The 22,254-nt window shown below is 37.5% G+C and carries 14 protein-coding genes and 1 riboswitch; of the genes, 5 read left to right on the top strand and 9 right to left on the bottom strand.

The window, feature by feature from the left end; all coding sequences use genetic code 11:
* Positions 1-9: 9 nt before the first annotated feature.
* The 5 genes from AB1278_RS02505 to AB1278_RS02485 form a co-directional block, all read right to left on the bottom strand.
* Positions 10-939, bottom strand: a complete 930-nt coding sequence (locus AB1278_RS02505; RefSeq protein WP_429812226.1) for a 2-hydroxyacid dehydrogenase — start codon at positions 937-939, stop codon at positions 10-12.
* Positions 940-1,102: 163 nt separating this feature from the next.
* Entirely contained in the window at positions 1,103-1,645 is a 543-nt protein-coding gene (locus AB1278_RS02500) for an acyl-CoA thioesterase (protein ID WP_002983813.1), read from the bottom strand.
* A complete protein-coding gene (locus AB1278_RS02495) occupies positions 1,633-2,385 on the bottom strand; it encodes a hypothetical protein (protein ID WP_429812223.1) in 753 nt (250 codons plus the stop codon). Before AB1278_RS02495 ends, AB1278_RS02500 begins: the two co-directional genes overlap by 13 nt.
* A gap of 176 nt (positions 2,386-2,561) precedes the next feature.
* Positions 2,562-4,679 (bottom strand): TonB-dependent receptor, encoded by a 2,118-nt coding sequence (locus AB1278_RS02490; protein ID WP_429812219.1) that lies wholly within the window; start codon positions 4,677-4,679, stop codon positions 2,562-2,564.
* A 373-nt stretch (positions 4,680-5,052) separates the two neighbouring features.
* Positions 5,053-5,823 carry a WG repeat-containing protein gene (locus AB1278_RS02485; RefSeq protein WP_228406499.1) on the bottom strand — a complete coding sequence of 257 codons (771 nt, stop codon included), beginning with the start codon at positions 5,821-5,823 and terminating at the stop codon, positions 5,053-5,055.
* A gap of 287 nt (positions 5,824-6,110) precedes the next feature.
* Here AB1278_RS02485 and AB1278_RS02480 point away from each other — a divergent pair, with 287 nt between their 5' ends.
* Together AB1278_RS02480 and AB1278_RS02475 are read left to right on the top strand one after the other, a co-directional pair.
* Positions 6,111-8,894, top strand: a complete 2,784-nt coding sequence (locus AB1278_RS02480; RefSeq protein WP_429812216.1) for a bifunctional aconitate hydratase 2/2-methylisocitrate dehydratase — start codon at positions 6,111-6,113, stop codon at positions 8,892-8,894.
* A gap of 315 nt (positions 8,895-9,209) precedes the next feature.
* On the top strand, positions 9,210-11,477 hold the full coding sequence (locus tag AB1278_RS02475) for an aconitate hydratase (RefSeq protein ID WP_110009967.1): 2,268 nt from the start codon (positions 9,210-9,212) through the stop codon (positions 11,475-11,477).
* 148 nt (positions 11,478-11,625) lie between these two features.
* On the opposite strand, the gene AB1278_RS02470 is transcribed toward AB1278_RS02475, so the two are convergent.
* The 3 genes from AB1278_RS02470 to AB1278_RS02460 all read right to left on the bottom strand — a co-directional run bounded on the left by AB1278_RS02470 (position 11,626) and on the right by AB1278_RS02460 (position 13,485).
* The gene (locus tag AB1278_RS02470) at positions 11,626-12,303 is read right to left on the bottom strand and encodes a LytR/AlgR family response regulator transcription factor (protein ID WP_202839947.1); all 678 of its coding nucleotides are present in this window, start codon (positions 12,301-12,303) and stop codon (positions 11,626-11,628) included.
* Positions 12,296-13,177: a sensor histidine kinase gene (locus tag AB1278_RS02465; RefSeq protein ID WP_411414498.1), complete on the bottom strand. Its 882-nt coding sequence runs from the start codon at positions 13,175-13,177 to the stop codon at positions 12,296-12,298. Before AB1278_RS02465 ends, AB1278_RS02470 begins: the two co-directional genes overlap by 8 nt.
* A 170-nt stretch (positions 13,178-13,347) precedes the next feature.
* Positions 13,348-13,485, bottom strand: coding sequence for a hypothetical protein (locus tag AB1278_RS02460; RefSeq protein ID WP_411414497.1), 138 nt, complete (start codon positions 13,483-13,485; stop codon positions 13,348-13,350).
* Positions 13,486-13,504: 19 nt separating this feature from the next.
* Between AB1278_RS02460 and AB1278_RS02455 the strand changes: the two genes are divergently transcribed.
* Both AB1278_RS02455 and AB1278_RS02450 read left to right on the top strand, forming a co-directional pair.
* A complete protein-coding gene (locus tag AB1278_RS02455) occupies positions 13,505-15,628 on the top strand; it encodes a TonB-dependent receptor domain-containing protein (protein WP_343639397.1) in 2,124 nt (707 codons plus the stop codon).
* Between the two features lie 31 nt (positions 15,629-15,659).
* Complete coding sequence (locus tag AB1278_RS02450; protein WP_429812210.1) at positions 15,660-16,499, top strand: DUF5694 domain-containing protein; 840 nt, start codon at positions 15,660-15,662, stop codon at positions 16,497-16,499.
* Positions 16,500-16,556: 57 nt separating this feature from the next.
* Here the strand turns inward: AB1278_RS02450 and AB1278_RS02445 are convergent, their stop codons facing one another.
* A complete protein-coding gene (locus tag AB1278_RS02445; RefSeq protein ID WP_429812207.1) occupies positions 16,557-19,301 on the bottom strand; it encodes a TonB-dependent receptor plug domain-containing protein in 2,745 nt (914 codons plus the stop codon).
* Positions 19,302-19,598: 297 nt separating this feature from the next.
* A riboswitch (SAM-I-IV-variant riboswitch) is annotated at positions 19,599-19,696 on the bottom strand.
* 118 nt (positions 19,697-19,814) lie between these two features.
* Between AB1278_RS02445 and AB1278_RS02440 the strand changes: the two genes are divergently transcribed.
* Complete coding sequence (locus AB1278_RS02440) at positions 19,815-22,040, top strand: outer membrane beta-barrel protein (protein WP_429812204.1); 2,226 nt, start codon at positions 19,815-19,817, stop codon at positions 22,038-22,040.
* Positions 22,041-22,254 lie beyond the last annotated feature (214 nt).

The raw sequence follows: 22,254 nt of genomic DNA, 5'->3' as shown, positions 1-22,254 counted from the left end.
TTAAACAACTTAACAGTGTGAAGCTACAATTTTATCTACAATAAACTGAGCCAGTTTTTCTTTACTCTGGTGGGTCCATCCTGCAATATGAGGTGTAACAATGGCTTTTTCTGATTCAAGAAGATATTTCAGGTCTTCATTTTCCGATTCAATGTTCTCGAAAGAAGATTTTTCATATTCCAAAACATCCAGACATGCACCTTTTACTTTCCCTGACTTCAATGCTTCTACTAAACTTTTAGTTTCCACATTTTTTCCTCTTGCAGTATTGACAAAATAAAAATCGTTTTTCATCTCTGCAATGAAAGCTTCGTTAATAAGATAGTGGGTTTCTGAAGTTAAAGGAATATGCAGGCTTACGACCTCTGCAGACTGTTTCAGTTCTTCCAGTGAAACCTGTGTTGCATATTCATCTGAAAGATCAGGAAGAATATCATGGAAAATCACCTTACATCCGAACCCTGAAAGTCTTTTTGCAGTAGCTTTTCCCATGTTACCATAGCCAATCAATCCCACTGTTTTTCCCAACAGCTCATCTCCTCTGTTTTCTTCACGCTTCCAGATCCCGTTTTTCACTTCCTGGGAAGCAATAAAAAGTCTGTTCAAGATCACCAGAAGCATTCCCACAACGTGTTCTGCCACGGAATCTCTGTTTCCTTCAGGAGAATTGATCAATTGAATTCCCAGTTTTTCTGCAATAGGAATATCAATATTTTCCATTCCGGCCCCTACTCTTGCAATGAACTTCAGATTCTTCCCTTTCTCCAGAAAATTCCGGTCTAATGGAATACGGCTTCTGATGATAATTCCGTCGTAGTTCTCAATTTTATAGCAAACCTCATCATAAGACGATGTAAAATCCTCTTCCAGGATAAAATTCTTAGCCAAAAGCTGTTCAGTGATGAGAGGATGGTTTTTATCTAAAAGAAGTATTTTCATTTTTTATAAATGATTTTAGAGATAGGAACAGATTCCTAAATGATTACAATTTTATTCTACCGCAAAGTTCGCAAATTTCTGAAAAAACAAATGCTTTTAAGCTCGCAAAGTCGTTAGCACTCAGCAAAGTTTAAAAGCATTTTTATTGATAAAGTATATAAGGTTACTTTTTATCTTTCTTAGACTCCTGCGGCTCCTGGAATAGTTTTTTAAGTTCTACAGACTCCAAAGGTTTCATTCTTCCGGAAAGGATCAATGAAAGTTCTTTTCTACGGAATGCCGCTGCAAATCTTTCTTTCTCCTCATCTGTTTCAGGAATCATTTCCGGAATAGGAATCGGACGGTTGAATTCATCTACTGCAACAAAAGTATAAATCCCGGCATTCGTATGAACTTTCTTCTGGTTGATTGGATCATCCAACCATACATCTACATACACTTCCATGGAAGTAGAAAATGCTCTGGAAACTTTAGATTCCAACACCACAACACCGCCTTCCGGGATCGGATGGTTGAAAGATACGTGGTTTACTGAAGCTGTTACTACTCTTCTTTCGCAGTGTCTTGCTGCTGAAATAGACGCACAACGGTCCATTTTTGCTAAAAGCTCACCACCGAAAAGGTTTCTTAAAGAATTGGTTTCGTTCGGAAGAACGATATTGGTCATAATGGTCAGAGATTCTGACGCTTTTTTTATTTTTGCCATCTAGTCTTAGTGTTGTTTGGGACAACCGGAGCAGATTGTTTTTCTTTTCCGGCGGGTTTTACTAATGAATCTTTTTTCAAAGAATCTGTAACGGGTGTTTCCAGAGTATGTACTTTCATCTTCACCGTATCTTTTACGATTCTATGGGTAGAGGTCTGTACTGAAACATTATTGAAAGATTTTTTTCCGAAAAGAAGTTCCTGCTGGGTAAACGCCAGGTATACAATTCCAAGAACCGGGATAATCAGAAGGAAAAGCCAAAGAATTGTTTTTTTGAATTTAAAATCCTTTTCACGATTCACAGAAGCATTTACTTTTTCCCCGTTATTGATATCTGAAAATCTGATTTCTTCCAATCCGTAAAAGTCCGGACGTCCGGATTCTATTCTTTTTCCCTTGAAATGGGTATGTCCTTCTTCAATGAAAACGGTTCCAAGATTCTGAATGTCAAGAACCTGTTCGGCCTGAAGTTTTTTCTTCCAAAAATCAGTCTGAATTTTAAGATCACTTCTTGAAGCTTCCAGAGACATCTGTTTTTGTTCTGCAATAAAAGCAGTAAGGTCTTCAGCCCGGACTTCATAGTCTATGGCAAATTCAATCTGGCTGGCCGGAGGTAAGATGCTTCCGTTTTCAGAATTGATAATTGCCTTAGAATTTTTCAGTGAAAACACCCCAAAGCCTGGAACTGTGGCAGTTCCAAATTGTTTTAAGTATTCTAAAATATATGCTGAAATATTCATTTGGCAGCAAATTTATAACTTTTTCGGGACTTTTTGTAATATTTAATGGATATAAAAAAGACTGCCGGAACAGTCTTTTGATTATTCTGTATTAAAACAGATATACTGTTATTTAAACTGCTTTTTTTAAGTTTAAAAATGGTAAATCTACTAAAAAGCAAACACCGATTTGTCAATTACTGAATTTTCCAGCTTACTCCAAACATAAAGTTCGTTCCTGCCTGTGAAAAATAATAAGGCTGCCCATCATAAACAGATCCATTGTTCACATATTTCTTATTGAACAGGTTATTCACCAATAGCTTTAATGCAATTTCATTATTGGCAATTTTAAACTGGTACTGCGCATTGAAATCTGTCAGGAAATAATCTTTAAGCTGAAGATTGGCATCTTCGGTATTGTCCAGATATTGTTTTCCAACATACTGATTCATTAACGCAAACTGGAAATTTTTTGTAGGATTAAATTTCAAGCCTAAATTGGCTATAACATTCGGGGAAAAAGAAATCTGGGTATTTCCAAGGCTCTTAGGCACATCTCCATTCTGAATATTGAAATCCTGGTTTCTGTTCTGGCTTAATGTTACGTTACCGGAAACCTCCCATTGTTTGGATAATTTTGCCAAAGCACCAATCTCAATACCTCTTCTGTAGCTCTTCCCTGAGTTTGTTCTGATAAATGCTCCTACGTTATTCAGCTCTCCGTTCAGAACCAACTGATTGACATAATACATATAATAAACATTGGCCGTCAATGAAACAATTCCGAACTGTTTTTCAAAACCGGCTTCAATATCATGAAGCTTTTCTGCTTTTACATCATTATTGGCCATCAGGTCATCTCTGGTAGGTTCACGATGGGCGTGGGCGTAGGAAAGGAATATTTTACCTCCGTCAATTCTGTAATTTACTCCGGCTTTTGGATTAAAAAACAGCCAGTTTTTACTTAAATCTGCTCCTTCACCATCACCAGCCGTCAGAATCTTTGTGTTGTAATTGATTTTTCTGAGCTGCAAATCACCAAAGAATTCAAAATTATTCAATCTTAATAAAGCTTTTGCAAAACCAGACACCTCATTCTTTACAGAGCGATTTCTGTAATATTCGCTTTCATCAATCTGAGGAAAAAATACTCCTGTTACATTTCCATAGTGTCTTCCGTAATACTGATTGACCACAGCACCAAAGTTCAAATCTAAATTTTCAAACTTTCCGTACAATGTAGAAACCATTCCGTAGAAATCGTTGTTCAGCCATTTTTTTCTGATAAAGTCTGAAGCTTTTATCGTTTCTCCTCCTTCTGTTATATTGGGAAGGTTATATCTTGAAAAAGGATCTCCCTGCTTGTAGTTTTCATAATATCCCTTTCCTTTTGTATAGTGGAACGTGGTTTCCAGATTCCAGCGGTCGTTGAATTTCTGTTCCCAAAGCAACTGATAATGGTTCTGTCTGTAGTTATCCGTTTCATTATCATAGAAACTTACAATATTCTCCCAGTTGGCATCATAAATGGCTCCTGAAATATTGAATTTAGGATCGGTCTCCCAGGTTTTACGATCAATCCCGTTCCATGCCTGATACGTTTTCTCTTTTCCGCCAAAAGCCATTAAACGTAATTTTGTATTCCCTTCTTCAAATAAAGCAGTGAAATTATAAGAATGTAAGTTGGATGAAGCCCTGTCGATATAGCCGTCAGAATGAATATGAGTATATCTTCCCATCACGGAAAGTCGGTTTTTCCAGAATTTCCCGGAACCTATTTCTGCTGAATATTTATAAGTATTAAATGATCCGTAGCTGTCATCCGTTTTAAAATAAAATTTCTCTTCAGGATCCTTAGAAAGTACGTTAATACTTGCTCCGAAGGCAGAAACCCCGTTATTGGAAGTTCCTACTCCCCTCTGAATGACAATCTGTGAAGCAGAACTTGTCAAATCCGGAACGTTGACAAAAAAGGTTCCCTGGCTTTCAGAGTCGTTGTATGGAACACCGTTCATCATGACATTGATAGCACTTCCTGAAACACCACGGATTCTGAAACCGGTATATCCTACTCCGTTTCCGGCATCTGACGTCGAAATAATGGAAGTTTGATTTTTCAAAAGAATAGGAAGATCCTGTCCTAGATTCTTACTGTCCAGATCTTTCTGTACATTGATGATTTCCTTTGCTACCGGAAGCCTCTTGGTAAAGTTGACTGCTTCAATTTCCCTCACCTTTAGGGAATCTTTATTCTGAGCCTGTATAAAAGCCACTGAGCCTACACTAAGCCCTAAAAAAAATAATCCTTTCATTCTATAAATCTTTAACATTTAATGAATAAAAGGGGTTGAGCAATAATGTAACAATTTTATTAATTTAACAGTCTAGCAATTGGTATATTGTTATACTGTTTCATTGGTACATTTTCAATTCCCTAAACAGCATTACCTGTTCCAGGTTCATTGGGTATAATCTCAGCCTGTTAAAGCACCCCTTTATTTCAGCCGCAAAATTACAAAAAATATATGAACTGCGATCGGGTTACGAGATGCGGGCTTTTGAATATCAGATTACGTGGTAAATAAATAGTTACAGAATGGAAAAAACACTATGAAAAATAGGAGTTATCAAATGAATCATTCATCATTCATCATTCATCATTCATCATTCATCATTTATAATTATTTAGTAAGTTTTGTTGTTGGCGTCTATGTAATAGTAATTGGAACCGTCTTTTGTCACTTCAAACATCTTACCGAGTTTCCAGCTGAAGTTTCTTTTAATATTGGAATATTCAAACGGAATAATCACTTTATTGTTAACATCAATGATTCCAAATTTATCATTATTGGAAGCAACAATCATTGGATTCGCAACATCATCACCCTCAAGAATAAAAAGATACTGATATTGTGGATAGATCTGATATTGTCTGTAATCTGCGGCATTTACAAATTTTGATTTTTCAATGATTCCGTAAAAACCATTCAGGATATAAGCTTGGAATAACTGTTGTTTATATTCTTCAAATTTACATTTTCCAAAATCGGTATCTTTAAACTGATAGACTCTCTTACCAGACTGATCTATGCGGTAAGAAATCATATTTTTCTCCACCGTAGCATAGTCTTTTGTTCCAAATTTTCTCACTTTTTCATTGGGTGAATTCAGAAGATTACAGTCTTCATAAAAAAATACGGCAATATGATATTCCGGCTGGATAATAAATTTCCCGTTCTGATTGACATACCCGAACTGATCTCCTTTTTTTTTAGGAATCAAAACAGGAAGATCTTTATTGATCACTACCAGATCAGCATTAGGTTTGCTGGCTGAAGCTGCTTTTTTAACCGTAGTTTTTGTTCCTTTTTTCACAGGAATTTTCTTCACAGATTTGGTCTGCGAGAAAACGAAAATCGAAATAAAAACACATAAAACATTCAGGATATTTTTCATATTCTCCATTTGATTACAAAAATACGACCAAAAATAGATATTATAAAATTCATATTTATAAAGAATCTAAATAATTTCATTCTTATAAAATTGTAAAATTTCGTAATTTTGGGAACATTTTGAAATGTTTGATAATTTTAAAAAACTTTTGAAAAAGTGTGGATTATGCTGACTTTATTCGGTTAATGTTGCATCAAAATGCGAGAACTCAAAATGTCATTAATTGTATTTATACACCCCGGTAAAGAAAAAGCAGACCTACCTTTAATTTTGAAAGACCTTCTATTATGAGTATTTATAAAGATTACATCAAAGAGATTGAAGAAAGAAAAACCCAGGGGCTTCATCCAAAGCCAATTGATGGTGCTGAATTACTAAGCGAAATCATTGCACAAATTAAAGATTCAGATAATGCTGACCGACCGGACTCTCTTAAATTTTTCATTTATAACACACTACCCGGAACTACGAGTGCAGCGGGAGTAAAAGCAAAATTTTTAAAAGAAATTATTCTGGGTGAATCCGTAGTAGAAGAAATTTCCCCGGCATTTGCCTTTGAATTATTATCTCATATGAAAGGCGGACCTTCTATTGAGGTGCTGCTGGACCTTGCTTTAGGTAATGATGCAGCTATTGCTAAAGAAGCTGCGAACGTTCTTAAAACTCAGGTTTTCCTTTATGAAGCAGATACGAACCGTTTGAAAGAAGCATTCAACAGCGGTAACGAAATTGCAAAAAAAATCCTTGAAAGCTACGCAAAAGCCGAATTCTTCACTAAACTTCCTGAAGTTGCTGAAGAAATTAAAGTAGTTACTTATATTGCTGGTGAAGGAGATATTTCTACAGATTTACTTTCTCCTGGTAATCAGGCTCACTCAAGATCAGACCGTGAACTTCACGGTAAATGTATGATCACTCCTGAAGCTCAGGAAGAAATCAAAGCTTTACAGGCAAAGCATCCTGATGCAAGCGTTATGCTGATCGCTGAAAAAGGAACAATGGGTGTAGGATCATCCAGAATGTCAGGAGTAAACAATGTTGCTCTTTGGACAGGAAAACAGGCAAGCCCATACGTACCATTCGTCAACATTGCTCCCATTGTAGGAGGAACAAACGGTATTTCTCCGATCTTCCTTACCACAGTAGACGTTACCGGAGGTATCGGTATTGACCTTAAAAACTGGGTAAAGAAAGTTGACGAAAACGGGAACCCGGTTCGTAATGAAAACGGTGACATTGTTCTTGAAGAAGCATATTCAGTAGCAACAGGAACTGTTTTAACAATCAATACAAAAGAAAAGAAATTATACAACGGCGACCAGGAACTGATCGACCTTACCAAATCTTTCACTCCGCAAAAGATGGAATTCATCAGAGCAGGAGGATCTTACGCGGTCGTATTTGGTAAAAAACTACAGACATTTGCTGCTCAGGTTTTAGGTATTGAAGCGCCAACAGTTTTTGCTCCGTCAAAAGAAATCTCTCATGAAGGACAAGGACTTACGGCTGTAGAGAAGATTTTCAACAGAAATGCTGTTGGAACTACTCCGGGAAAAGTATTACATGCCGGTTCTGACGTTCGTGTACAGGTTAATATTGTTGGATCTCAGGATACAACAGGTTTGATGACCGCTCAGGAATTAGAATCAATGGCAGCAACTGTGATTTCTCCAATCGTAGATGGTGCTTATCAGTCCGGATGCCACACGGCTTCCGTTTGGGATAAAAAAGCTCAGGCTAACATTCCTAAGCTGATGAAATTCATGAACGAGTTCGGACTGATTACAGCCCGTGACCCGAAAGGTGAATACCACGCCATGACTGACGTTATCCACAAAGTTCTTAACGATATCACTGTAGACGAGTGGGCTATCATTATTGGTGGTGACTCTCACACCAGAATGTCTAAAGGAGTTGCTTTTGGAGCTGACTCAGGAACTGTAGCTCTTGCATTGGCTACCGGTGAAGCATCTATGCCGATCCCTGAATCTGTAAAAGTAACTTTCAAAGGTGAAATGAAGCCTCACATGGATTTCCGTGATGTGGTTCATGCAACGCAGGCTCAGATGTTAAAGCAGTTTGGAGGAGAAAACGTATTCCAGGGTAGAATCATTGAGGTTCATATCGGAACACTTCCTGCTGACCAGGCATTTACCTTTACAGACTGGACTGCCGAAATGAAGGCAAAAGCTTCTATCAACATTTCTGAAGATAAGACTTTGATCGAATCACTGGAAATTGCAAAAGGCAGAATCCAGATCATGATCGACAAGGGTATGGATAATCACAACAAAGTCCTTCAGGGATTAATTGACAAAGCAGATAAGAGAATTGCAGAAATCAGATCAGGTGAAAAACCTGCTTTGACTCCTGATGCAAACGCTAAATATTATGCTGAAGTTGTTGTAGATCTTGATGTAATTGTTGAACCAATGATTGCTGACCCGGATGTAAACAATGACGATGTATCTAAAAGATATACTCACGATACCATCAGAGATCTTTCTTACTATGGAGGTGAGAAAAAAGTAGATCTTGGTTTCGTAGGATCCTGTATGGTTCACAAAGGGGATCTTAAGATTGTTTCTCAAATGCTTAGAAACCTTGAAAAACAACAAGGAAAAGTAGAATTCAATGCTCCTCTTGTAGTGGCTGCTCCTACTTATAACATCATTGATGAATTAAAAGCTGAAGGTGACTGGGAATTACTGGAAAAATATTCCGGTTTTGAATTTGATGACAACGCTCCAAAAGGAGAAGCACGTACAGAGTACAAAAACGTAATGTACCTTGAACGCCCGGGATGTAACCTTTGTATGGGTAATCAGGAAAAAGCAGCTAAAGGAGATACTGTTTTAGCAACTTCTACCCGTCTTTTCCAGGGAAGAGTGGTTGAAGATTCTGAACGTAAAAAAGGAGAATCCCTGCTTGCTTCAACTCCGGTTGTTGTTCTTTCTGCAATTATCGGAAGAATCCCAAGCATTGATGAGTATAAAACTGCTGTTGAGGGAATTGACCTTACTACTTTCGTTCCTTCTATTAAAGAATTAACAAGTACAAGCGCTCACTAAGAGATTGATAATAAGTCGCAAGACTATTGAATAACTATATTATTGGAAGATTTTATCCCTTAAGGATTTAAAATCTTCCAATTTTTTGTTTAGAACGTTTCTATTTTAAGATAATTACGTTTTTTTTTCGATAAAAGCTGGAAAATAAATTCTAATTTTTCTTAAATTGAAAGTTATAAAATCTATTGATTTCAGAATCAAAAACACCCTGTTTATGGATTATAGGAACGTTTTTTGATGCATAGATAAGTGATTTTCTTTTTCAACACAGGGAAAAGAAGCATTAACAGAACAAGAACAAAACTAAAATACGATATGACTTTTGATATTGATATGATCAAAAAGGTGTACGAACGTTACCCTGAAAGAATTGCAGCAGCAAGACAAATTGTGGGAAAACCTCTTACCCTTTCAGAAAAAATCCTTTACACCCACCTTTGGGAAGGAAATGCTACACAAGCGTATGAACGAGGGAACTCTTATGTGGACTTTGCACCGGACAGAGTAGCGATGCAGGATGCTACCGCACAGATGGCACTTTTACAGTTTATGCAGGCAGGAAAAGCTAAAGTGGCTGTTCCTTCTACTGCTCACGCGGATCACCTTATCCAGGCTAAAGTAGGTGCTGATAAAGACTTACAGGAAGGAATCAACAAAAACTCCGAGGTATTCAACTTCTTAAGCTCTGTATGTGATAAATACGGAATCGGATTCTGGAAACCGGGAGCAGGTATTATTCACCAGGTTGTCCTGGAAAACTATGCATTTCCCGGAGGAATGATGATTGGTACCGACTCGCATACGGTAAACGCCGGCGGACTGGGAATGGTTGCTATTGGTGTAGGAGGTGCTGATGCGGTAGACGTAATGGCAGGAATGGCCTGGGAACTTAAAATGCCTAAACTTATCGGAGTAAAATTAACCGGTAAAATGAACGGATGGACTTCTGCAAAAGATGTGATCTTAAAAGTTGCCGGAATTCTTACCGTAAAAGGAGGTACAGGATGTATCGTGGAATATTTCGGTGAAGGTGCAGAATCTCTTTCCGCAACCGGTAAAGGTACGATCTGTAACATGGGTGCTGAAATCGGGGCTACCACTTCTACTTTCGGATATGATGATTCTATGAGAAGATATCTTTCCGCTACAGGAAGACAGGACGTAGTAGATGCCGCTGATAAAATTGCTGAACACTTAACGGGGGATGCTGAAGTATATGCTAACCCTGAACAATATTTCGATCAATTAATAGAAATCAACCTTTCTGAATTGACACCTCACTTAAACGGACCTTTCACTCCGGACTTAGCAACTCCTGTTGCTGAATTCAGAGCTAAAGCTGAAGCTAACGGATGGCCATTAGAAGTGGAATGGGCGCTTATCGGTTCTTGTACCAACTCTTCTTATGAAGATTTATCAAGAGCGGCTTCCATTGTAGAAGATGCAGTATCAAAAGGCGTTAAACCTAAAGCTATCCTGGGAATCAATCCAGGTTCTGAACAGGTAAAATTCACAGCAGAAAGAGACGGATTCCTGGATTCTTTCAGAAAATTTGAAAACGCAAGAATTTTTACCAATGCCTGTGGACCATGTATCGGACAATGGGACAGAGAAGGTGCGGAAAAAGGAGAGAAAAACTCTATTATCCACTCTTTCAACAGAAACTTTGCGAAAAGAGCTGACGGTAACCCAAATACCCATGCATTTGTAGCTTCTCCTGAAATGGTAGCTGCTGTAGCGATCTCAGGAAGATTGGATTTCAACCCGATTACGGATACATTAACTAACGAAGCAGGTGAACAGGTAAAACTTAACGAGCCTAAAGGTTTCGAACTTCCTTCAAAAGGATTTGCTGTAGACGACAACGGATACCAGGCTCCATCAGAGGACGGTTCTAAAGTTGTTGTGAATGTAAGCCCAACTTCAGACAGACTTCAGTTATTGGAAGAATTTCCGGCATGGGACGGTAAAAACATTACAGGAGCAAGAGTATTGATCAAAGCTTTCGGAAAATGTACTACCGACCACATTTCTATGGCTGGACCATGGCTGAAATACAGAGGTCACCTGGATAATATTTCAAACAACATGTTGATTGGAGCAGTGAATGCTTACAACATGGAGACCAATAAAGTTAAAAGTGAATTAACCGGTGAATACGGTGAAGTTCCGGCTGTACAAAGAGCTTATAAAGCGGCTGGTATTCCAACAATCGTTGTAGGAGACCAGAATTATGGTGAAGGTTCTTCAAGAGAGCATGCTGCCATGGAGCCAAGACATTTAGGAGTGAAAGCTGTATTGGTAAAATCATTCGCGAGAATTCATGAAACCAACCTTAAAAAACAAGGAATGCTTGGAATCACTTTCGCTAATGAAGCAGACTATGATAAGATCTTGGAAGATGATGTTGTTAATTTCTTAGATCTTGATCAGTTCGCTCCGGGAAAACAACTTACTTTAGAGTTCATTCATACTGACGGAACTAAAGATATCATCATGGCGAACCATACTTACAACGATCAGCAAATTGATTGGTTTAAAGCTGGTTCTGCGCTGAACCTGATCAAACAACAGGAAAAATAAGATTAATTGTTAGATTAATTAATATAAGACGACTTCAGTTGAAGCCGTCTTTTTTATTTTAAATGTCTTAAAATTTCTTTTGCTGAACTTTGTGGTACATTATTCCAAACCTTACAGGTTTTAGAAACCTGTAGCTCTCATATGATTATTATGAAATTCTATCAAGAAGACCTGCTCTATAGCTTTCTCCGATAGGAATCTCATCATCAGGAAGAATCACTTTTTTAGCCCCGATACTTTTCACTTTATCCAGATTGACAATGAAAGATTTATGAATTCTTACAAATTTTTCAGGAAGCTGGCTTTCCATAGATTTAAGCGTATCCAGAACGATATATTCATCATTTTCTGTACGGATATTAACATAATCTTTGATGCTTTCAATATACAGGATTTCATTGAAACTTACGCGATGCCTCTGCCCTGAAGACTTTACAAAGAAATGAGTATTTTCTTCCTGTGGAAAAGAAAAACGCTCCTGAGCCTTTAAAACACTTTTTTGAAATCTTTCAAAAGAAACAGGTTTCAGAAGGTAATCCACGACATTATGCTCATAGCCTTCCAATGCATATTCCGAATAGGCTGTTGTTAAAATATATTTCTGATGGGTTCCTACAATTTTCATAAAATTGATTCCCGTAAGCTCTGGCATCTGAATATCCAGAAAGATAAGATCTGAATCATTTTTCTTAAGGTATTCAAGGGCGTGAATCGGATTTTCTGTAGAAAAAACCAGTTCAAGAAAAGGAATTTTTTCCACATAATGTTCAAGAAGTGAGATGGCCAGCGGCTCATCATCCACGATAATACATTTTAACTTATTCATCCCTTAAATCAATTTTTAAATCTACAATAAATTCCGTTTCCGAATCTTTGATCTCAAGCTGGTGTTTGGGATACAGAATTTCCAGTCTTTTTTTCACATTCTGAATTCCTATTCCTGAAACAGTATCTTTCATTTTCTGTGTTTTAAAATTTAAAAGATAAAAATGCAGAACTTTATGATGATCTGAGATTTTCATTTCAAAACCTTTATCACGAAAATCCCCATGTTTGAAGGCATTTTCCACGAAAGGAACCAGTAGCATCGGAGAAATTTTAAGGTGAGGATGCTGAATATTTTTCTCTATGATCAGCAGTTCCGGATTTCTGATCCTGAGTTTCTCCAGCGCAATAAGACTATCAATATATCCGATTTCTTTATCAAGCGAAATGGAATCTTTTTCAAGGTCTTTCGTGCTGTACCTCAGCAGCTGCCCCAGTTCTTCAATAGCCGGAAGCGCCTTATCCGATTTCTGATAGACAAGCGAGTAGATATTATTTAAAGAATTAAAAATAAAATGAGGATTGATCTGGGTTTTCAGAGCCTGAAGTTCAGCCTGTTTTTTTTCGATCAGAAGCTGCTTTTTATCATTTTCAGCCACTCCATATTTCTCCAGAATCCAAAGAATACCGGCAATGAAAGTAGTCAGAGAGCTGTTGTAAATATTATCGAAAAAATAGTAGAGAAGTCCGGTTTCTTCATCATAATTCCGGAAGCCAAGAGTAGAAGGCAGAATCATTTCTTCCAAAGCGTATCTCATACTGGCAAAACATAATAGGGTCAGCATAAAAACGAAAACGGCAGAATACAGTTTCTCAAGTTTAAAAACTTTTGGGAAAATAAAGAAATAGGATATATAAAATGTGACAATTTTCACAATGAAAAATGTAACCCTCAGAATGTGTACTTCCCGACGATTTGTATCCGGAACAAAAAAATTAGGCGTAATGACAGTTCCTATGAAATTGAACCCCCAGTAAATAATTTGAAGCCAGATAATTTGCTTTTTATTCATATTCAAATATAAATCTCTAAAGGCATAATTCATCAATTGTTTTCGATAAAAACCTGTTTTTTTCCGACGAAACTTTTTTGACATGAATAATTGTCTTCTTCATCTAAATGCTGTTTTCTCATAGAACCTCTTCCGGTACTTTTGTCAGAGAAATGTAATATAAATATCATTCAATCTGTCTTTTATAATATGGAAAAACACATTGTATTTATAGCCACCCTGATTTGTTCTTTTTCAGCAGCACAAACCAAAGACACCGCCAATGTCAACAAAATAGAAGCAGTTACGGTGAACGGTAAAAAAGTTATGGTGGAACGTAAAGTGGACCGTCTTGTTTACAATGTTCAGAACTCTATGCTTTCACAGGGAAGTTCAGGCACTGAAGTTTTGGCTGGTACACCTTTACTGCAGGTAGATGAAAATAAAGGGCTGCTTTCCATTGCCGGAAAAAATGGCGTTGCTGTGATGGTTAATGACCGGATGCTGAATCTTTCCGGATCTGAGCTAATCAATTATCTGAGGAACCTGCGATCCGAAAATATATTGAAAGTTGAAGTAATCACCACTCCTCCTGCCAAATACGAAGCTCAGGGAAACAGCGGGATAATCAATATTGTTCTTAAAAAAAATCAGAATCCCGGATGGAGCGGCTACCTGACCACGAATTATACCCAAAAGACTTATGCAGCATTCAGCACAGTAGCAGGAGTAAACTATCATAATGAAAAAGTGAAAGCATCTATCAAGTTTCAGGGATATGACGGAGATAAAAGATCGGTGGAAAATTATAAAATTACCGGGCAAAGCTCTTCTGTAAGCAGGGATGAAAGACGGGATATGAATGACGGATTGGGACTGAATGTTAATATTGATTATTCTCTTTCTAAAAATTCCAATATCGGACTGGTATATGATATTTCGAAAGGACATTCCAATATGGATATCAATTCAAAACAACATTACTTTACCGGGACCACTCCTACTTTGCAAACAGACACAGATTCAAAGCACCGTTCTTCATTTACTTCACAGATGCTTAATTTATATTTTGATCAGAAATTTGGGGAACATAAGCTCAGCATAGGTGCTAATTATTATGGAAATCTGCCCGATACAGAGGTAAATTTTACCACAAGAAATGTCGCTAACAACTCAACACAGATCGTAAAAAATCTTTCTTCAGTAGATTATAAGATCTATTCTGGGCAGGCAGATTTAACTTTAAATTTCAAAAAAATACAGTTGGAAACCGGAGCAAAATACAGCCAGTTTTCCAATAATTCGGACATCGGATATTTTAATTTTATCAATGGAAATTACACCATAGACCCTGCAAAAAGCAATCTTTTTGATTATAATGAAAAGAATTATGCCGCTTATATCAGCGTCAGTAAAGATCTTGGCGAAAAATGGTCTGTGAAAGCAGGAATCCGTTATGAATATTCACAATCCAGCGGTTTCTCTCCTTCTACACAGGCAAAATCTGAGAATAATTACGGTAAATTCTTCCCTACGGCCTATCTTTCTTATAAAGCCAATCAGGATAATCAGTTCAGCATTAATTATTCCCGAAGAATCAACCGCCCTTATTTCCGGGCTTTGGATCCGTTCCGATGGTATTCCAATCCGAACACGTATTATTCAGGGAACCCAAGCCTGCAGCCCTCTTTTAATCATAATATAGAACTTAACTATATGTTTAAAAGTAAGTTTTCTGCCAATCTTTACTACCAGAGAACAACAAATAACTTTGACCAGATCACATTCCTGACCGGAATTAACCTCATCAGCACGTTTGAGAATTACTATAATCAGGATAATTATGGTATCAATCTGAATTACACAGATACTTTCTTTAAAATCTGGGAAAGCAATATTTCGACTTCGTTCAGTTATAATGAGACTCAGATTACAAGGTTCAATCTGGTTCCTAAAAACGGACAGTCATTTTATTATTCCCTCAATAATACGTTCCAGCTGAATAAAGCTAAAACGTTCATGCTATTTGTCAACTACTGGCATAATCTTCCTTCCCGTGACGGATACACCGCTGTAAGGAACAGAGCAAGTCTTGACGCCGGAATAAAGATGAGCTTTGTGGAAAAAGCACTCCAGGTTAATCTTTCGGTGAGTGATATTTTTAAACAGTCCGGATATAAGGGTGATATGTATTTTACAGATAATACACAGTCATTCAACAACTATTGGGATGCCCGAAGAATGACACTCAGCGTTACCTATAATTTGGGAAACCAGAAAATCAAATCCAATAACAGAGCGGTGAATTTCGAAGAGAAAAACCGTGCACAATAATAATGTAACAGTAATTTAAAAAAATAAACTCATGAAAACCTTTATTTATATTTTTCTTGTATGCCTTTCTACATTGATATCTGCTCAAAAAAAGCCTTCAGATTATTTTAAAAATCCAAAGACGAAGGTTTTGGTGGTAGGCTCCTTTCATTTTGATTATCCAAATCTGGATGCCCATAAAACCAATAAAGAAGATCAGGTAGATGTACTTTCTCCCAAAACAGCAAAAGAAGTCACAGAACTGGTAGAATATATCAAAAGATTTAAGCCGACAAAGATTGCAATTGAAGCCTGGCCAGGCTGGAACGCCAATCAAAAGCTAAAGGAATACAGCGAAGGCAAACACCGTGACAAAAGAGATGAGCGTTATCAGCTAGCTATGAGACTAGCCAGTGAGCTTACAATAAACGAATTGTTCAGCATTGACGCAGAATCTGTTCTGGATGACCTTGAAAAACATTTTGGGAAAACTGATTCTGCATTTTTTAAAAACCTCAGCAAGGATTATGATTTCAGAAGTGATGACCCGATCTCCCAACAGTTTATTGCCTTCTACAAGAGTTCTGAGCCTAAAAATTTTAAATCTCTTCTGGACACTTTTACTTATATGAATTCCAAAGAAAGCCATCAGTACGGATACGGGGCTTATCTTAGCGGTGACTTTACACTAAGAGAATATGACGGCGCCGATATGCTCGCTCTTTACTGGTACAGCAGAAACCTGAGAATGTTCCGCAATATTCAAAACATTCCTCACAACGGAGAAGACAGAATTCTTGTCATTGCAGGAAATGGACATGCAGCAGTACTTAGACAACTTTTTACCTCTTCCGCAGAATATGAATTCATTGAATTTTCTTCACTGAAATAAATAAAAAGACAGAGATTCAGTCTCTGTCTTTTTTTAATCAAAACTTCAGTCTTTATATTAGAAGCTGAATTCAATTCTTGCAAACAAGAACCTTCCGCCTATACCATACTGGGAAACCTGTCTGGAATAGACAAACTGGTTATCTGCTGTTAATGAACTTATTGCGGGGCTTTTAGAAGGCAAAATATTAAAGATATTATTACTTCCTACGGTTGCTGAAATATTTTTATTAAAATTATAACCTACTGACAGATCTGTTATCACGCGGCGGTTAAGGACGAAATGCTCTGTATTTCCTGTTACACCATCAAAGTTAGCATCCACAACATCTGCATCGGTCACTTTACCAAAGAAAGAATTACGCAGTACGAAAGTAAATCCGGAAACTCTTACCGTATTGCCCAATGTAGCTTTTACACGGGGTACAGCTTCTTCAAAATAGACTCTGTTCGGTTCTGAGAAATAATTATTGATCTGACTTACCAGTTTAGGAGACGCGTGGATATCCCCGACTCTTTTAGTCTGATTAAAATTGATTCCCAGATTATTCTCCAGGGAAATTCCTGATGAGATTTTTGAGTTCTGGGAAATGGTGATATCAAGGCCTTTTGTCTGAGAATCTACAGCATTGGCAAAAAAGTTGGCAGCGCTGGCTCTTGCAAGATCAAAAGCATCCTGTAGAACGGCCTGATCCGAGCCAGGAGTAAAATTACCATCAGGGCGATAGAAGAGATCGGTCAGTACGACTCTGTCTTTAATCTTTATTAAATAAGCATCTGCTGTGAAAGTAAGGCTTAATGCCGGAATCTTCCAGGTAATTCCTGTGCTGTAGGATTGCGAGGTTTCCTGCTTTAATTTTGGAATACCCAATGCCTGTGCAGCCTCAGAATTATTTCTGAAAGTACCTACCTGCGTTGTTTTTCCCTGCTGAATCAGCGTAGAAGTAGAACTGTAATAGATTTGTGCTAATGAAGGTGCTCTGAACCCAGTAGAAACAGCTCCTCTCCAGTTGAGATTGGAAGCCAGTTTTACATTGGTTGCCACCTTATAATTGAATGTAGATCCGAAATCTGAATAATTCTCATACCGTACAGCTCCTTCCAATAACCATCTGTCCGTAATTTCCAGTTCTGCATCAGCATAAGCTGCAATACTGTTTCTGTTTCCGGAAACTGCATTTTCAGGACTGAAGCCGGGGAAAACCTGAGCTCCTGCGGGTCTTACATTTCCAAAAAAATCGGTTACTTTTTCATTTTCAGGGGTTTTGGCTGTTACTACCCTGCCATAGATATCGTAAGAAGCATAAGAGTTTTCCTTTCCGGCATTTACTTTATAATTTTCGTATCGGTATTCACCACCAAACGCAATGTTCAACCCTTTCAGAACATTATATTTCTTAGAGAAATCAAGGTTGACGGTATTTTGTGAGAATTCAGATCCTCCGGCATCAAAGGTTCTTGGAGAACTATCTGTAAGTGATGCATTAAAAGTATTGACAACACCAAAACCGAAAACATTTTTCCCGAATGTGTTACTGAAATCCACATTCCAGCCATCCCATTTTCCTTTAATTCCGGCTGCAAGGGAATAATCATTTACAGTGGCTTCAATCTGAGGCAGATATCCGTTGGGAGTAACTGCATTGATATTCCTTTCATTATTTGGAAGCCTGTAAAATCCTCCTGCATTACCAAGACGGTAACTGTAGCCACCAAATGAATAAACCTTCCAATCCTCATTTACAGGAATTTCAGAATTGAAGAAGAGCTGTCCGGACTGCAGTTTAGACTGCCCTGCTCTCAAACTGAAATCTTTTCTCTCCAATCCTCTGTAATTAAGCTCCTCAGAGGTAAAATCTTTACCCAATATTTTTTGAAGCTCAGAAATGCTGTTTGCCCCGGAAATCTGAGATTGAAAATCAGGTGCAAAATATCCAACCTTAGTTGCATACTGTTTAATGGTATTGATGATTTGCTGAGTATTGGAAGTATTGGTAATGTTTTTATACAAGCCGTCAATATTCACTCCATCCTGTAATGCCCGGTAATTAATGGCATTATAGGCGTTGAAAATATCTCCTTCCCTCACTCCTGCTCTGGAATAAGGATCACGGTATTGGGCGGAACCGGTAACATTAAAAAATCCGGTTTTACCTATTTTAGCGCCATAATTAAGGTCTACAGAAACAGTCTGTCCGTCTACCCCTCCGGAGAAATTATTGGCAACAGGTGAAGCATATCCACCTAAAAATACCTGTCCGGAAAGGCCCAGCCTTTTTTTCAGTCCGAGGTTTATCACTCCCGCAATCGCATCAGATCCATACTGGGCAGAAGCTCCATCCCTTAAAACCTCTATTTTTTCCAATGCAAAAGCAGGAATAGCATTAAGGTCAGTTCCTACAGAACCTCTTCCCGGCGTAAGGGTAACATTAATCAGTGAAGACTGATATCTTCTTTTTCCGTTGAGTAATACCAAAACCTGATCCGGTCCTAACCCTCTCAACAGTGCCGGATCCACAAAATCAGTTCCGTCATTTACAGTATGTGATGTGGATGAAAATGAGGGTACGATATAGTTTAAAGCCTGGCTGATATTATTCGTCGGGCTCTGTTTTAAAATTTTAGATATATTAATGATATCCACCGGAACAGGAGTATCCGTCAAAGATCTTCCGGAACCCCTTGATCCAAGGATAACCACATCTTCTATTTTCTTCGATTGTAAAGTGTCCGTCTGTGCGTAATAAAATGAAGAAATAAGCACGATAGAAGGAATAAAAATTCTTTTTTTGAAATTATGCATGTTTGTTGTGTACTTTTTTGTTGATGAAATTTGTTTTTTAAGCAATACAGATCCTGTAGCCCTAAATTGTAAGGTTACCATAGAATTCGAAATGTTTGTATTATTTTTTAGAAATAGAAAAGGCTAGAAACAACAACACATGCGCATGTAGAAATGGCATGAGAACATATCAGAGTAATGAAGGCTCACTTCATGATCTGAAGAATAAAAAATTACTGATGGAATGTGATTTCCCTTGTCTTTAAACATTTGATTTTAACTTTTAAAACAAAAATTCAAGATGGGAGTAATGATAGAATGATAAACATTTTTTCCGGAAGATCCGGCTTATCGATTGCAGCACCTTGCTTGTTTTTGCAGGTTGCTATCCCATCTAGAGATTCTTGATAATTACCTGGCAAAGATATAATTATTTCCGAAATAAAAAAAATTTAGCCTAAATTTTCGATTTTCAACATTTTAGCGTAACAAATTATCTTTTTCAGCGTCTAACCGGATAACAGTAAAAACATTATGAAAAAAACAATTTTCGCTTTATCCTTATTAAGTTCTGTTCTTATTTTTTCTCAGGAAAAAAATAAGAAACCTCAGGAAAAGCAAATTGAAGGCGTAGTCATTACCAAAACTAAAAAAGCCGTTGAACAAAAAGCAGACCGTACTATTTTTGACTTTTCTGAGCAGCCTCAGCTGAATAACGGAAACGTTCTGGAAGGAATTAAAAAACTTCCGGGACTTGTATCTACCGATATTGCCGGGATGATGTATCAGGGAAAAATGCTGGAAGTATATCTTAACGGAAGACCTCTGAACATCACTTCCAATGAATTGAACTCCTTCCTGGAAGGGATGCCCGCCAATTCCGTAGAGAGAATTGAAGTGATCACCCAGCCAGGTGCTGAGTTTCCGGCAACTTCCGGAGGTGCCATCATGAATATCATCACCAACAAAAATGCAAATAAATATTTAACCGCTACGTATTCAGGGAATTATTCTTTTACAAATTATGACCAATACAGAAGCAGAACGACTAATTCTGTTAATTTAAATGCAAGAAATAAATATTTCGGATGGCAGCTGAATGTTGGGCAGAATTACCGTGAAAGTATGCTGAATGGCCAGCAGGATGAGCTTTTGAGCAGTCATACCGATAGATATGCACGTGGATATTTTGCAAAATCCGGATTGACTTTTGATTTAGGGCAGGACAGATTATTATTAAACTACGATATTTATCACAACAATAATGACAACTACACTTTAAGTGACGGACATGGAGATTTGCCCTTCAGAAGAAACCCGAAAGATTTACAAGAAGCTTTTTATACTTCTTCTGACGTTGCCCATACCAATAATTTGAGACAGGAAGCGGTTGTAACCTATCAGAAACGTTTTGCTGACAAATCTCAAAAACTGGATTTCCAGTTTGGGTATACAAGATCAGACAGCAAATTTTCTCAGGATAATTACTTTCAGGATGGGACGTTTGTAGCTTATCCCAATGAGCCTCTTGATAGCCCTACCAATGGATTAAAAGATATTCTGAATAATAAATCTGTGATGAATATTGCCAACTTCAAAGTAGATTACGCACAGCCGATCAAGCTTCTTGATGGTGGGAAAGTAAGTTTTGGAGGATTATATGAAAGGCAGGATTATGATACAGAAAGTTTTGGACTGACCAATCTGGAATATCAGAGACAGACTGCTTCTACGTATTTGGAGTTCCAGGCTAAACTGAAAAAGTTTGATTTCACGTTGGGATCCCGTGCTGAAAATTATGATATTTCAGGGATAACAAGGTATTTTGATAAAGATACAAAACTGGAGGAAGCTGATTTGATTCCTTTTAATAAGTTTAAGCTGTTCCCGAACGCAAGTGTACAGTATAACATGATGAATCAGGTTTATATTGCCGCGAATTACAACAGAAAAATCAGTCTGCCAAGTATTTCTGCCCTGAACCCGAATAACGTAACATTCTCCGGACCTAGTACAGAAGTAAATGGTAACCCGAATCTACAGCCTACTATTTTTGATAATTATGAATTGAAAATATCAGCTTTTGACTATGCGTTTATCGGATATAGCGTAAGCTCGGCAAGCAATCAGGTAGCACAGATCATCCGAAAAGACGGAAGGAAACTCTTCAATGAGCAGGTGAATATTTCCAATATGAAAATTCACAATTTCAATGTGGGGTTACCGGTTCCTTTTATGATTTTCAGTAAGCCTTTGAGTGAAATCATGAAATTTAATTTCAATCCGGATAAAATTAACTTCATGTATTTATATGCAGGATATCAGAAGCATGAAATTGATAATCTGAACAATAAAGGGTTCTGGATTTTCAATATCATGACTCAGATTATTTTGCCTAAAGACATCAAACTGACAGCCAATTACAGCTATCTGACTCCAAAGGCAGGATATTTCTACTTTACTGCAGAGAAACCGTTCAACAACTCTTTTGATATTACATTGACGAAGAAGTTTATGAACAACCGTCTGACACTTTCGGTTTTTGCAAACGATATTTTCAACGGACAGGTGATGCAGGTACGTTCTAATCCGCCATCAGGAAATCCGGTGATGATCTACAGCAAATACGACACAAGAAATTTCGGACTTTCCATCAACTATAAAATTCCGACGAGAAATAAATTGGCGAAAGAAGATCCGAATATTTTAAATCAGACCAAAAAAGAAGATACCGGGGGTGTAATGCAGCAGGCACAATAATCCTTCTTTGTAATAAAATAAAAATAGGCGGTAAATAATTACCGCCTATTTTTTTGCAGGTAAGTTTTGGCTCCTATGTTTGCAAAAGAATAAATTTACATACAAAGCAAAAGGGGTGAGAGAACAGTTTTGGCTAAATAACTCAGGAAGTATATTGTGCTTTAGAAATGTCCTCACTTCTTTATTCCTTTTAGAGTTTGAACAGAATTTAAAG

This window comes from Chryseobacterium sp. NRRL B-14798 (genome assembly GCF_050470705.1).
GTDB classification, from domain to species: Bacteria; Bacteroidota; Bacteroidia; order Flavobacteriales; family Weeksellaceae; genus Chryseobacterium; species Chryseobacterium cupriresistens.
The sequence above is the reverse complement of the archived record's forward strand: the minus strand, read 5'-3'. Positions and strand labels throughout refer to the sequence as shown.

Excerpts from the sequence above, each read along its gene's own strand:
- AB1278_RS02455 (WP_343639397.1), top strand. The coding sequence starts at position 13,505 with ATGGAAAAACACATTGTATTTATAGCCACCCTGATTTGTTCTTTTTCA.
- AB1278_RS02505 (WP_429812226.1), bottom strand. The coding sequence starts at position 939 with ATGAAAATACTTCTTTTAGATAAAAACCATCCTCTCATCACTGAACAG.
- AB1278_RS02445 (WP_429812207.1), bottom strand. The coding sequence starts at position 19,301 with ATGCATAATTTCAAAAAAAGAATTTTTATTCCTTCTATCGTGCTTATT.
- AB1278_RS02450 (WP_429812210.1), top strand. The coding sequence starts at position 15,660 with ATGAAAACCTTTATTTATATTTTTCTTGTATGCCTTTCTACATTGATA.
- AB1278_RS02460 (WP_411414497.1), bottom strand. The coding sequence starts at position 13,485 with ATGATATTTATATTACATTTCTCTGACAAAAGTACCGGAAGAGGTTCT.
- AB1278_RS02475 (WP_110009967.1), top strand. The coding sequence starts at position 9,210 with ATGACTTTTGATATTGATATGATCAAAAAGGTGTACGAACGTTACCCT.
- AB1278_RS02480 (WP_429812216.1), top strand. The coding sequence starts at position 6,111 with ATGAGTATTTATAAAGATTACATCAAAGAGATTGAAGAAAGAAAAACC.
- AB1278_RS02470 (WP_202839947.1), bottom strand. The coding sequence starts at position 12,303 with ATGAATAAGTTAAAATGTATTATCGTGGATGATGAGCCGCTGGCCATC.
- AB1278_RS02495 (WP_429812223.1), bottom strand. The coding sequence starts at position 2,385 with ATGAATATTTCAGCATATATTTTAGAATACTTAAAACAATTTGGAACT.
- AB1278_RS02490 (WP_429812219.1), bottom strand. The coding sequence starts at position 4,679 with ATGAAAGGATTATTTTTTTTAGGGCTTAGTGTAGGCTCAGTGGCTTTT.
- AB1278_RS02440 (WP_429812204.1), top strand. The coding sequence starts at position 19,815 with ATGAAAAAAACAATTTTCGCTTTATCCTTATTAAGTTCTGTTCTTATT.
- AB1278_RS02485 (WP_228406499.1), bottom strand. The coding sequence starts at position 5,823 with ATGAAAAATATCCTGAATGTTTTATGTGTTTTTATTTCGATTTTCGTT.
- AB1278_RS02500 (WP_002983813.1), bottom strand. The coding sequence starts at position 1,645 with ATGGCAAAAATAAAAAAAGCGTCAGAATCTCTGACCATTATGACCAAT.